Below are 12,836 nucleotides of genomic sequence, written 5' to 3'. Positions count from 1 at the left end.
CATGTTAAAAAGCATGCGCAAACACGGCATCACGCTGGCACTTTTCGCCGCCGGCTCCACCGGCCTGACGGCGGCTATCAATGAGCTGACCAAATCGACGATTGAAGATCAGGCGTCCCGACAGCAAAAGGCGCTTTTTGACCAGGTACTGCCGGCAGAGCTGTATAATAACGATCTGCTGAAGAGCTGCTATCTGGCCTCCGCCCCGGCGCTGGGCAAAGGACAGCATAAGGTCTGGATCGCTAAAAATAACGACATTCCGGTGGGCGCGGTCATGGAAACCACCGCGCCGGACGGCTACTCCGGGGCGATTCAGCTGCTGGTCGCCGCAGATTTTAAAGGCACCGTCCTCGGCACTCGGGTCACCGAGCATCACGAAACGCCGGGCCTCGGGGATAAAATTGAGCTGCGTCTTTCTGACTGGATCACCTATTTTGCCGGCAAAGTTATTCATGGGCAGAGCGACAGCCATTGGGCGGTTAAAAAAGACGGCGGCGATTTTGACCAGTTTACCGGTGCGACCATTACGCCGCGCGCGGTCGTCAACGCGGTTAAGCGCGCTGGCCTGTACGCACAAACGCTGCCAGCGCAGATTCCCGAATTCACCGCCTGCGGAGACTAGAGCATGAGCGAAGTAAAAGACGTTATTGTCCAGGGATTGTGGAAAAACAACTCCGCGCTGGTTCAGCTGCTGGGGATGTGCCCTCTGCTTGCCGTGACCTCGACCGCCACCAATGCGCTGGGGCTAGGGCTGGCCACCACCCTGGTGCTGACCCTCACCAACCTGACTATCTCCAGCCTGCGCCGCTGGACGCCGGCCGAAATCCGTATTCCCATTTACGTGATGATCATCGCCTCGGTGGTGAGCGTCGTGCAGATGCTGATTAACGCCTACGCCTACGGCCTCTACCAGTCGCTGGGGATTTTTATCCCGCTGATTGTGACCAACTGTATTGTCGTCGGTCGCGCCGAGGCCTTCGCGGCGAAAAAGGGCCCGGCCCTCTCGGCGCTGGATGGTTTCGCGATTGGCATGGGGGCTACCTGCGCCATGTTTGTCCTCGGCTCGCTGCGGGAGATCATTGGCAACGGTACGCTGTTTGACGGCGCCGATAGCCTGCTCGGCGGCTGGGCGAAAGCGCTGCGCATCGAAGTCTTCCATACCGACACCCCGTTCCTGCTGGCGATGCTGCCGCCGGGGGCGTTTATCGGTCTCGGAATGATGCTGGCGGTCAAATATCTTATTGATGAGCGCGGCAAACAGCGTAAGGCCCAGGCGGCAATCGCCGAAGCCCCGGTCGTCGCGCCCTCTGATGCCGCAGGGAAAGCCTGATGAATAAGAGCAAACGTCTGGAAATTCTGACCCGCCTGCGGGATAACGATCCGCATCCCACCACCGAGCTCAACTTCAGCTCGCCGTTTGAGCTGCTGATCTCGGTGCTGCTCTCGGCGCAGGCGACCGACGTCAGCGTCAATAAGGCGACAGCAAAGCTCTATCCGGTGGCCAATACCCCGGCGGCGATGCTCGACCTTGGCGTCGACGGGGTTAAGTCATATATCAAAACCATCGGCCTGTTTAACAGCAAGGCCGAAAACGTGATTAAGACCTGCCGGATCCTGCTGGAGCAGCATAATGGCGAAGTTCCGGAGGACAGAGCCGCGCTGGAAGCGCTGCCCGGCGTCGGGCGCAAAACCGCCAACGTGGTGCTCAATACCGCCTTCGGCTGGCCGACGATTGCGGTCGATACGCATATTTTCCGCGTGTGCAACCGGACGCAATTTGCCCCCGGCAAGAACGTCGAGCAGGTTGAAGAGAAGCTGCTGAAGGTGGTTCCCGCCGAGTTTAAGGTGGACTGCCACCACTGGCTAATTCTCCACGGGCGCTACACCTGCATTGCCCGCAAGCCGCGCTGCGGCTCCTGCCTGATCGAAGACCTCTGCGAGTTCAAAGAAAAAGTCTACGCTGCCTGAAAATCGATAATACCATTACCCTGCCTGGGGTAATGGTTCTGCTCATACCCTTTCATCCCTGCCACTTTCGCCATAATTTCGCCAGTTAACAGGCCGATCATCTGCTTATATAACGCCCAGCCAGGTTAATCATTTTTTACGAAGAAAAAATTTCTATACATTTGTGATCCAGATCATCTGCGCAACTTAATGTTAATTTGTTGTTGCTCATTTGATAACAAAAGCCAGCAATTGCAATAGCGGAGCCCTGCTGACCAGGAGAATAACCCATCATTTTTTAGGATTATGGCCTATATCACTGGGTTCAAGGCTAATCAGCAGAATATATCGCCTTTATCCGCCATCTCGCGGATGCGGACAGATAAAAATATCACCAATAGCAAATTGGTGAAGTTTAACTCTGCATAACATTTGAATGACTGGCGTATTATAATGCGTTGGTTATGTGTAACAGTTTATTACAAAGGTATTGCCTGAACGGTCAGGATAGTGAACATTACCTGCCGTTTTCCCTCCAGAATAACTATAAAGGCGGCGGTCATCGAAGATTGCGCCCCGAACACCCCCCGTTAATATGGGATGTAAAAAAAGAGGTATATGTGTCAACTGCAAACAATAAACCAGCAGAAAGCGTGAGTTTGAACGCTTTCAAGCAGCCGAAGTCGTTCTATCTGATCTTCTCGATCGAATTATGGGAGCGTTTTGGTTATTACGGCCTGCAAGGGATCATGGCCGTTTACCTGGTCAAACAGCTGGGTATGTCAGAAGCGGATTCTATTACACTCTTCTCCTCCTTCAGCGCGCTGGTCTACGGCCTCGTGGCTATCGGCGGCTGGCTGGGCGATAAAGTGCTCGGCACCAAGCGCGTCATTATGCTGGGGACTATCGTCCTGGCTATCGGCTACGCGCTGGTCGCGTACTCCGGCCACGACGCCGCTATCGTTTATATGGGTATGGCGACTATCGCCGTCGGTAACGGCCTGTTTAAGGCGAACCCGTCCTCCCTGCTCTCTACCTGCTATGAGAAAGACGACCCGCGTCTGGACGGTGCATTTACCATGTACTATATGTCCATCAACATCGGTTCGTTCTTCTCGATGCTGGCGACCCCGTGGCTGGCAGCGAAGTTCGGCTGGAGTATCGCCTTCTCCCTGAGCTTTGTCGGCATGCTGATTACGCTGGTGAACTTTATGTTCTGCAAGAAATGGGTGAAAAACTACGGTTCTAAACCCGACTTCGCGCCGGTTCATTACGGCAAACTGCTGGCGACTATCGTGGGCGTGGTTATCCTGGTGGTGATTGCTACCTGGCTGCTGCACAACCAGGGCATCGCCCGTATGGTTCTGGGCGTGGTCGCGCTGGGTATCGTCATCATCTTCGCCAAAGAAGCTATCGCCCTGAAGGGTGCCGCGCGTCGTAAGATGATTGTCGCCTTCATTCTGATGGTGCAGGCGATCGTCTTCTTCGTCCTTTACAGCCAGATGCCGACTTCTCTGAACTTCTTCGCCATCCGCAACGTTGAGCACGCCATTATGGGCATCAGCTTCCAGCCGGAGCAGTTCCAGGCGCTGAACCCGTTCTGGATCATGGTCGGTAGCCCGATTCTGGCCGCCATCTATAACAAGATGGGCGACCGTCTGCCGATGCCGCACAAGTTCGCTATCGGGATGATCCTGTGCTCTGGCGCATTCCTGGTGCTGCCGCTGGGCACCAAGTTCGCCAGCGATGCCGGTATCGTGTCGGTAAACTGGCTGATCCTGAGCTACGCGCTGCAGAGTATCGGTGAGCTGATGATTTCCGGCCTCGGCCTGGCCATGGTTGCTCAGCTGGTTCCGCAGCGTCTGATGGGCTTCATCATGGGCAGCTGGTTCCTGACCACCGCGGGTGCAGCAATTATTGCCGGTAAGATTGCTAACCTGATGGCCGTTCCGGAAAACGTGACCGACCCGCTGGTCTCTCTGAACGTTTACGGCCACGTCTTCATGCAGATTGGTATCGTGACGGCCGTTATCGCCGCGCTGATGCTGCTGACGGCGCCGAAGCTGAATCGTATGACTCTGGACGACGATAGCGTCGCGAAAGAGCGCGAGACAGCAACCGCCTAATCGCGTCGGGAAAACCCTTTAATTTAGCCGCTAACCTGCCGTTAGCGGCTTTTTTTTTGCCCGTGGGCGGACTAACATACAGAAAACTGCAGCTACGAGGAGTTACCGATGAAACTGTTCTACAAACCCGGCGCCTGTTCTCTTGCTTCGCATATCGCCCTGCGCGAAAGCGGACTGGACTTCACCTTACAGGGCGTTGACCTGATGAAAAAACGCCTTGAAAACGGGGAGGATTACCTGCTGATTAACCCGAAAGGCCAGGTTCCGGCGCTGCTGCTTGACGACGAACTGCTGCTGACGGAAGGGGTGGCGATTATGCAGTACATTGCCGACCGCGTCCCGGACCGGCAGCTGCTGGCTCCGGTGGGCACCGTTGCCCGCTACCAGACTCTGGAATGGCTCAACTACGTTGCTACCGAGCTGCACAAAGGCTTCACCCCGCTGTTTCGTCCGGATACGCCGGAGGATTACAAACCGACGGCGCGCGCGCAGCTGGAGAAGAAGCTGCAGTATATTGACGAATCGCTGCAGGATAAGCAGTGGCTCAACGGCCATCGCTTCACCATCGCCGATGGCTACCTGTTTACCGTACTGCGCTGGGCGTACGCGGTGAAGCTGAATATGGAAGGCTATCGTCATATCGGGGCGTGGATGAAGCACATCGCCGCGCGCCCGTCGGTGGCGGCCGCGCTGGAAGCGGAAGGTCTGAAGTAAGATTGATGTCCCTGCCCGGACGCGATTCCGGGCAGGCTATCGGTGCCTAGAGCTGCGTGGCGCTGAAGAGATGCTCCGGCTGCGCAATGCGATCCTGCGCCGCCACGACCTGCAGCTCATACTCCTGCATTCCTTTAGTCGCCAGCATAATTTCGTATACCGCAGCGGTTACGTGCTCCAGCGCATCGCGCAGGCTGGCTCCCTGCAGCAGCTTCACCAGCAGCAGGCCGCTGGTCACATCCCCGACGCCTACCGGTTGACGCAGACCAAAGTCCACCAGCGGACGGCTGATATGCCAGGCTTCGTCACGCGTCACCAGCAGCATTTCAAAACGATCCATGCTAATCCCGGCGCGCGACAGATGCTTCACCAGCACCACTTCCGGCCCCTGAGCAATCAGCTCCCGCGCGGCGGCTACCGCTTCGCTGACGTTCGCCACCGAATGCTCGCAGAGAATTTCCAGCTCCAGCAGGTTCGGCGCGATAATGTCGCTGGCAGGCAGCGCGTGGCGCACGTGAAACTCGGCCACGCCCGGCGCGACGATACAGCCCTTTTCAGGATGGCCCATCACCGGATCGCAAAAATACTTTGCCGCCGGATTGGCCGCTTTCACCTGACGAACAATCCCGAGAATATGTTCGCCCTGTTCCGCCGATCCCAGATAGCCGCTGAGCACCGCGTCGCAGCGCTGAAGCTGATTAATATCAGCGATGCCCTGTACGATTTCGCTCAGGTGCGCCGGCGGCATAACGCAGCCGGTCCATTTACCGTACTGGGTATGGTTTGAGAACTGCACGGTGTTGAGGGGCCAGACGTTGGCGCCAAGGCGGCGCATTGGAAACTCGGCGGCGCTATTGCCGGCATGGCCAAACACAACGTGGGACTGGATGGCGAGGATATTCTTCATCTTGGATACCTGACAGCAAAAAATAAGGGGCGTGGTTTCCCACGCCCCTGCCTTTACGCAATTACTTCCAGCAGACCAGACAGTAATTTTTCTTACCGCGGCGCAGTAAAGTATAGCGACCAAACAGGCGGTCGCCATCGCCGAAGACGTACTCCGGGTCGGCCTGTTTTTCACCGTTGATGGTCACCGCGTTGGAGGCGATGGTTTTACGCGCCTGGCCACGGGACGGCTGCAGCTCGGAATCCACCAGCGCCTGCATCAGGTCGGCACCCTGTTCCATTTCAATCATCGGCACGCCGTCCTGCGCCAGCTGCTCGAAGTCCGCTTCGCTCAGCTCGCTCAGGTTGCCGTTAAACAGGCTCTCGGTAATGCGCTTAGCGGCGATCAGGCCCTCTTCACCGTGAACCAGACGCGTAACCAGTTCCGCCAGCACGTACTGCGCGCGCGGCGCCTTACCGCTGTTCTTGTCTTCTTCCTCGAGGGCATTGATCTCGTCAATTTCCATAAAGGTGAAGAACTTCAGGAAGCGATAGACGTCGGCATCCGCGGTGTTGATCCAGAACTGATAGAATTTGTACGGACTGGTTTTCTTCGGATCCAGCCATACCGCGCCGCCTTCGGTCTTACCGAACTTGGTGCCGTCCGCTTTGGTGATCAGCGGAACGGTCAGGCCAAATACCTGGTTCTGATGCAGGCGACGGGTCAGGTCGATACCGGAGGTAATGTTACCCCACTGATCCGAACCACCGATTTGCAGCGCAACCCCGTGCAGTTCGTTCAGGCACGCGAAGTCATAGCCCTGCAGCAGGTTGTAGGAGAACTCGGTAAAGGAGATGCCCTGATCGTCACGGTTCAGACGCTGCTTAACCGCTTCTTTATTGATCATCTGATTAACGGAGAAATGCTTGCCGATATCACGCAGGAAGGTCAGCACGTTCATGCCGCCAAACCAGTCGTAGTTATTCGCGGCAATAGCCGAGTTGTCACCGCAGTCAAAGTCGAGGAAAGGCGCGACCTGTTTGCGAATTTTATCAACCCACTCCTGCACCGTGTCTTCGGTGTTCAGTTTACGCTCGGCGGCTTTAAAGCTCGGGTCACCAATCAGACCGGTCGCGCCACCCACCAGCGCCACAGGCTTATGGCCTGCCTGCTGGAAGCGTTTCAGGCATAACAATGGAACAAGATGCCCCAAATGCAAGCTGTCGGCGGTAGGATCGAAGCCGCAATAGAGCGCGATCGGGCCTTGCGCCAGTCGCTCTGCTAACGCTTCCTCGTCCGTCACCTGGGCTACCAGCCCCCGCTCTTGCAATTGTTTAATCAAGTTACTGCTTGCCATCAAATTCTCCATCTATAAACGACTGCACCTTTGCCGGTACACGACTTTTCGCCAGACGCGAAAAAATACTGCACAAAATGATTCAGGCGGCATCGCAGCAGCAAGCGTGGGGATCCTCTGGCGCTTACGCGGGTAAGCTACCGGAGCGAGCAGGCACGGATGGCTACGATGCAGCGTGAAAAATGAAGCCTATAGAATAAAGCGCCGGGGAACGTAGCACCAGCGCTTAAAACAACATTTTGCGTCCTTTATGGCGCCAGACGGTCGATTTGCCAGCCTTCGTTTTGCCGCTGGTACAGAAAACGATCGTGCAGACGATGCTCGCCGCCCTGCCAGAACTCCATCTGCTCGATGTTGACGCGGAACCCGCCCCAGAAGCTCGGCAGCGGCACTTCGCCCTGCTGGAACTTTTGCTTCAGCTCAAGGAATTTGCTTTCAAGGATGCCGCGGGCAGAAATACGGCTCGACTGCTGTGAGACCCAGGCGCCGATCTGGCTATCACGCGGGCGGCTGTGGAAGTACTTCACCACTTCCAGCGTCGACAGACGTTCAGCTTTGCCGGTGACCATCACCTGGCGCTCCAGCATATGCCACGGAAACAGCAGGCTGACGCGGGGATTTTTTTCGATCTGGTGCGCCTTGCGGCTCCCGAGGTTGGTATAAAACACCAGCCCCTTTTCGTCATAGTGCTTTAGCAGCACGATGCGCTGGTAGGGCTGGCCGCTGTCATCAACGGTGGCCACCACCATCGCCGTGGGGTCGGCCAGGCGGGCATCGCAGGCCTGTCGGAGCCAGCGCTCAAACAGCGTCAGCGGTTCAGCGGGAAGATCGTGGCGACGCAGGCCGCCACGGGTATACTCTCGGCGCAGATGCGCGATTTGCTGCAATTCGTCGTTGTCTGACATGGCCATTGAGAAAAGAGTCTTCGGGTGGCGTTATTGTGCGCCCCCGGGACGGAAATCTCAACGTTTGGCGGTTTGCAGCTGGCAGTTTTCCAGCACCACGCGGTCGTGCTTGTAGACGGTAGCGCCGTCGCCTTTTGACCAGAAGACGTATACGCCGTCGGTGTAGCGAGCCCCCGACGCCGAGAGCCCCTGCTGCAGATTCAGCTGCTGGTTATCGTAAATGAAGCTCACCTGCTGGCGGACGTTATTGAGATGAACGGTCAGCGGTTTCTGATCGCACTGATACTCCAGCGTATCGGTCTGCATGCGCTCGGCAAACTGATTGTAATAGCTGCAGCCTGCGAGCATAAAAGGGATCACTGCGATAAGGATTTTTTTCATTTGGTTGCCTTCGACTTTCCCGGTCCAGGAGGGCGTTGACCCTCCACTCACTTCATCCAGTTTACCGGTTAATAAAATAGAGCGAGTTCAGTTAACTCTGATTCTGTGGCGCATTCGCCGGGAAAATAGCGCCAAGGATGGAGGCTTCACTGGCGCCGGTCACCGACGGCAGGTTGCCGGGCAGCCCGGAGATAGTCCGCCACGCCAGCCACGCAAAGGCCAGCGCTTCCATATCGTCACCGCTGATCCCCGCCGCGTCGGTGGTAGAGACCTCCGTACCCGGCAGCAGCGCCGCCAGCCGCGCCATCAGCAGCGGATTACGCGCCCCGCCGCCGCACACCAGCAGCCGCTCGCAGCCGCCGCTGAGCAGCACCTGCTCGGCGATCGTCACCGCGGTAAGCTCCGTCAGGGTGGTCTGAACGTCCTGCGCGCTGACGCCGGGATAGCGCGCCAGATGCCGCGCCAGCCAGCCGTAGTTGAAGTATTCGCGACCGGTACTCTTCGGCGCGGGCAGCGCGAACCACGGATCGCTGAGCATATCCTGCAGCAGCGGCAGCAGCACCTTTCCTTCGCTGGCCCATTGCGCATCTTTATCGTACGGCTTGCCGCACTGGCGCCAGATCCACGCGTCCATCAGCATGTTGCCCGGACCGGTGTCGTAGCCGCGTACCGGCAGGCCGGGCGCCAGCAGCGAGAGGTTGGCGATGCCGCCAACGTTTAGCACCATCCTGCGCTCGACCGGATGGGCCAGCAGCGCGTGGTGAAAGGCCGGAACCAGCGGCGCGCCCTGGCCCCCAAGCGCCATATCGCGACGGCGAAAATCCCCCACCACCGTGATGCCGGTATGGGCGGCAATCTGGTTGTTGTCGCCGATCTGCAGGGTATTAGGCGCATCGCCCATCGGCTCGTGCCAGACCGTCTGGCCGTGGCAGCCAATCGCAACAATCTCCGAGGCCTGAAGATTCTCCTGGCGCATTAACGCCCGCACCGCATCGGAAAACAGCCGCCCCAGGCGCGTATCAAGCTGCCCCAGCTGCGATAAGGTGAGCGTCTGTCCCTGACAGATGGCCAGAATCTCTTCTTTTATAGCAACAGGGATGGGATAAGACAGGCTGGCCTGCTGGGCCACAATACTTTCATTAATTACCGCCAGAACAACGTCGATGCCATCCAGGCTGGTGCCGGACATTACGCCAATAAAGCGACCTGATTTCATACGCCTTCCTTCATTCCATGACTCTGGTATAGCGACACTCCATCATAAAGACGGGGTCATTGCTATGGGACAATAATTTTTTTTAACACTAAAACGGATAAACCTTAAATCATTCCAGCTGTCAGATAATCAGGTTTTAGCCGCTTTCAAACGGCGCAAAAGCCCGAGCAGAGAAGCCCGAAGCCTCGTGGTTATCAACGTGGCGCTTCGCGTAAAGCGCGTACGTTTAGCTGCGGTTAAGACGTCTGTGCTTATTATTTTTTGTATTGTTCATGTGGAAGCTATGCCAGCTGACGCTTAAATGCCATATAATTGACCACATGGAAGTTCAACAGAACGCTATTTGGTGAAGGAGATTCATAAATGATTTTACGTGTTTTGGCTGTCTCGATGATTGGTTTTACTCTTGCGGGCTGCGTGAGCAGCAGCGGCCTTTCCGGTGATGTTTACTCCGCATCCGAAGCCAAACAGGTCCAGAGCGTAACTTACGGCACCATCGTTCATACCCGCGCGGTTCAGATCCAGGGCGGCGATGACAGCAACGCCATCGGTGCTATCGGCGGCGCAGTTCTGGGTGGATTCCTCGGTAACACCATCGGTGGCGGCACGGGCCGTTCGCTGGCAACGGCAGCAGGCGCAGTTGCGGGCGGCGTAGCCGGCCAGGGCGTCCAGGGCGCAATGAATAAAACCCAGGGCGTTGAGCTGGAAATCCGTAAGGATGACGGCAACACCATTCTGGTGGTCCAGAAACAGGGCAGCACCCCGTTCTCCGTTGGCCAGCGCGTGGCGATTGCCGGCAGCGGCAGCCAGGTCACTGTATCCCCGCGTTAATCTTTTTTCATGCGGCCTTTCGGGGCCGCCTTATTCCCCAAATATCAATCTATTAACCCCACTTTTTCTCCTTTTGAATTCAGCCTGCCGCGGCGTTAACAACCGGAGATTTGCGCTGGCGCAATATTAATCGCGCACGTGGCCTTATTATAGTCCCTGCCCCATATCATCATGCGCGACAGTGACGTCGCTCCGTGCCGTCTTATTTCCCAGGGATGAAGAAGATGCTAATAAACTCACGGCCTTTATTAAACAAGGCGTTACTCTATTTACTTATCTGTATTATTGCCACTGGCCTGATACATTTATTTGCCTCCTCATTAATTAGTCGTACATCTACGGCCAGCCCGGTACTATTGCCGGTACTGACGATATTTTTATTGATATTACATCTCACGATTTCCTGCTTCATGATAATGAAGTACTGGTGCGTTCGGGAGCGTCTGTACCTGACCGCCATTGCCTGCGCCTTCGCCGGCTCGGCGCTGCTGATGCTGGGAGCACTAAGCGGCCACTCGGGCTGGTTACTCTGCAGCCAGGGCCCCATGCCTAACGCCAACGATGCGCTGATTTTCTTTACCTTCCGCAACGCGATGATGGTAATACTGTTCACCGTCGCGATTATTTTATATCGCTTCCGCCATAGCCCGCGCCTCACCAAAAGGGTACATGCGGTTATTCTGACGGGCTGCCTGAGTTTTACCACGCTGATAATTACTCTGTCGTGGCTTTATTCAAGCAATCATCCGCTATTGAATATCGCGCTGGTCGACAATTTCAGCCATCAGTTCTCTCCGCTCTGGCATAATTTTATCGGACGGATTTTAGTCGCCAGCTGGCTAATAACGCTGACATTTTTAATTTATATAAGCCGATTGCAAAATATATTCTGGTATAGCGGCGCATTCTTTTGTTCGGCTTATATATTTACACTGCTGGTGCTCATGCCGCAGAGTGACATGCTGTATTCGTGGTATCACGCGCGGACGTTCGAAGCCATCAGCACGTTATTTATGTTTTTTATCCTGCTGTGTGATGTCTTTACGCTGTACCGTCGCTCCAACGATAAATATCTCGCGTCATACCAAAACTCAATCCGCGACCCGCTGACCCGCCTGCATAACCGCAGCTATTTCTACGACGCCCTCAACGCACAGCTGACGAAAGCCTCGGCATCCCAGCCGCTGTCGGTGATTGTCAGCGATCTCGACTACTTTAAGCGCATTAACGATAGCTACGGGCACGTGCAGGGGGACAAAGTCATTCAGTTTACCGCCGACGTGCTGCAAAAAAACGTCCGGCCGCAGGACGTTGCCGCCCGCATTGGCGGCGAAGAGTTCGCCCTACTGCTGGTGGATACCGGTCCAGGGGACGCCGGCGCTATCGCCGAGCGCATCCGTCTCGCGGTCAACGAGCGAAAGGACGCCCTGCCGGAAAGGATGACGATCAGCGCCGGGGTGTTTACCGCTGTTGACGGCAGCCTGAGCGCCGAGGAGTGCGTGAAGCGGGCAGATACGGCAATGTATGAAGCGAAAAACGGCGGACGCAACCGCGTCGTCGTGTGGTGTGAGGAGAAGTAAATGATGAAGGGCCTTGAGAGATCAAGGCCCTGGACAGGTTAATCTTTTGCCTGGAGGTCCAGAATATTGTGTTCCAGTTTGCGAATCAAACCGAGCAGCATTTCAACCTCTTGCGTCGAGACGCCGGCCAGAATTTCATCGCGCGTTTTGCTGATAACCTCTTCCATCTCATTGATCAGCGGCTCCGCTTTTTCCGTCAACCGAATACGCTTCGCCCGCCGGTCGTTGGCGCAGGTCTGGCGAGAAATGAGCCCTTTCTCCTCCAGCTGATCCAGCGTACGCACCAAAGAGGGCTGCTCAATTCCGATGGCTTTCGCCAGCTGAATCTGCGACTGCTCGGGCGGCAGCTGATGGATGTTATGCAGCGTGACCCAGTGCGTCTGCGTTAACTCCAGAGGTTTCAGGCGATGGTCGATCAGCGCGCGCCAGACGCGCACTAAACGTGCCAGATCAGAACCCAGTGGCGATTCCAATTTCATCTCCTTATAATTAGCTTGCTAAGTTATTATACTGATTTTAGAATAGTGTGCAGCATTTAAATAATCAAAACAAATGAATTACCTGATTCACTAATATGAAAACAATGATTTACAATGCAAATAATAGCATTACCTGACATTCTCCCTGCAACGGCAAAGGATTTTTGCTTGTGAAACTGAGTCTTAACGCTTGCGGATTGTCGCTCCAGGACCTGGTGTTTGGCGCTTCTATCTATTTCCCTCCCTTGTTTAAAGCCGTCCTGCTGGGATTCTTTCTCTGGCTGGTGCTGCATCGTCAGCTGCGCGACTGGATGTACGCCGGCGACATCTGGCACCCGCTGCTGATGGATCTCTCCCTGTTTGCGCTTTCAGTGTGTCTTGCACTGGTTCTGTTGACCGCCTGGTAATGTTAAC

Annotated in this window: 14 protein-coding genes; 8 read left to right on the top strand and 6 right to left on the bottom strand. The window is 55.9% G+C overall.

Annotation, left to right across the window (positions count from 1 at the left end; translation table 11 throughout):
* The first annotated feature begins 1 nt into the window (after position 1).
* From rsxG to gstA, 5 genes are all read left to right on the top strand, one after another.
* Complete coding sequence (rsxG, locus tag EDF75_RS12135; RefSeq protein ID WP_133599559.1) at positions 2-622, top strand: electron transport complex subunit RsxG; 621 nt, start codon at positions 2-4, stop codon at positions 620-622.
* 3 nt (positions 623-625) lie between these two features.
* On the top strand, positions 626-1,330 hold the full coding sequence (locus EDF75_RS12130) for an electron transport complex subunit E (protein ID WP_133599557.1): 705 nt from the start codon (positions 626-628) through the stop codon (positions 1,328-1,330).
* Positions 1,330-1,968, top strand: coding sequence for an endonuclease III (gene nth, locus EDF75_RS12125; protein ID WP_041145827.1), 639 nt, complete (start codon positions 1,330-1,332; stop codon positions 1,966-1,968). The genes EDF75_RS12130 and nth overlap by 1 nt, the downstream gene beginning before the upstream one ends.
* 599 nt (positions 1,969-2,567) lie before the next feature.
* A complete protein-coding gene (gene dtpA / locus EDF75_RS12120; protein WP_133599556.1) occupies positions 2,568-4,073 on the top strand; it encodes a dipeptide/tripeptide permease DtpA in 1,506 nt (501 codons plus the stop codon).
* Positions 4,074-4,181: 108 nt separating this feature from the next.
* Complete coding sequence (gstA, locus tag EDF75_RS12115; protein WP_133599553.1) at positions 4,182-4,787, top strand: glutathione transferase GstA; 606 nt, start codon at positions 4,182-4,184, stop codon at positions 4,785-4,787.
* A 46-nt stretch (positions 4,788-4,833) separates the two neighbouring features.
* Here gstA and pdxY read toward each other — a convergent pair whose 3' ends face one another.
* From pdxY to anmK, 5 genes are all read right to left on the bottom strand, one after another.
* Positions 4,834-5,694 carry a pyridoxal kinase PdxY gene (gene pdxY / locus EDF75_RS12110; RefSeq protein WP_133599552.1) on the bottom strand — a complete coding sequence of 287 codons (861 nt, stop codon included), beginning with the start codon at positions 5,692-5,694 and terminating at the stop codon, positions 4,834-4,836.
* A 61-nt stretch (positions 5,695-5,755) separates the two neighbouring features.
* On the bottom strand, positions 5,756-7,030 hold the full coding sequence (gene tyrS / locus EDF75_RS12105) for a tyrosine--tRNA ligase (RefSeq protein WP_045858552.1): 1,275 nt from the start codon (positions 7,028-7,030) through the stop codon (positions 5,756-5,758).
* A 248-nt stretch (positions 7,031-7,278) separates the two neighbouring features.
* Entirely contained in the window at positions 7,279-7,935 is a 657-nt protein-coding gene (gene pdxH / locus EDF75_RS12100) for a pyridoxamine 5'-phosphate oxidase (RefSeq protein ID WP_045859593.1), read from the bottom strand.
* Positions 7,936-7,992: 57 nt separating this feature from the next.
* Complete coding sequence (gene mliC, locus EDF75_RS12095; protein WP_041145832.1) at positions 7,993-8,316, bottom strand: C-type lysozyme inhibitor; 324 nt, start codon at positions 8,314-8,316, stop codon at positions 7,993-7,995.
* A gap of 91 nt (positions 8,317-8,407) precedes the next feature.
* On the bottom strand, positions 8,408-9,532 hold the full coding sequence (anmK, locus tag EDF75_RS12090) for an anhydro-N-acetylmuramic acid kinase (protein WP_133599550.1): 1,125 nt from the start codon (positions 9,530-9,532) through the stop codon (positions 8,408-8,410).
* Between the two features lie 363 nt (positions 9,533-9,895).
* On the opposite strand from anmK, the gene slyB reads away from it, so the two are divergent.
* Entirely contained in the window at positions 9,896-10,363 is a 468-nt protein-coding gene (slyB, locus tag EDF75_RS12085; protein WP_095103095.1) for an outer membrane lipoprotein SlyB, read from the top strand.
* A gap of 224 nt (positions 10,364-10,587) precedes the next feature.
* Positions 10,588-11,943 carry a sensor domain-containing diguanylate cyclase gene (locus EDF75_RS12080; protein WP_133599548.1) on the top strand — a complete coding sequence of 452 codons (1,356 nt, stop codon included), beginning with the start codon at positions 10,588-10,590 and terminating at the stop codon, positions 11,941-11,943.
* A 38-nt stretch (positions 11,944-11,981) separates the two neighbouring features.
* On the opposite strand, the gene slyA is transcribed toward EDF75_RS12080, so the two are convergent.
* Positions 11,982-12,422: a transcriptional regulator SlyA gene (gene slyA / locus EDF75_RS12075; RefSeq protein ID WP_071844932.1), complete on the bottom strand. Its 441-nt coding sequence runs from the start codon at positions 12,420-12,422 to the stop codon at positions 11,982-11,984.
* Between the two features lie 170 nt (positions 12,423-12,592).
* Between slyA and EDF75_RS12070 the strand changes: the two genes are divergently transcribed.
* A complete protein-coding gene (locus EDF75_RS12070) occupies positions 12,593-12,829 on the top strand; it encodes a DUF1656 domain-containing protein (RefSeq protein ID WP_133599546.1) in 237 nt (78 codons plus the stop codon).
* Positions 12,830-12,836: the final 7 nt, after the last annotated feature.

Origin of the sequence: Klebsiella sp. BIGb0149, from assembly GCF_004362605.1 — a bacterium.
GTDB lineage: Bacteria > Pseudomonadota > Gammaproteobacteria > Enterobacterales > Enterobacteriaceae > Klebsiella > Klebsiella terrigena.
The sequence above is the reverse complement of the archived record's forward strand: the minus strand, read 5'-3'. Positions and strand labels throughout refer to the sequence as shown.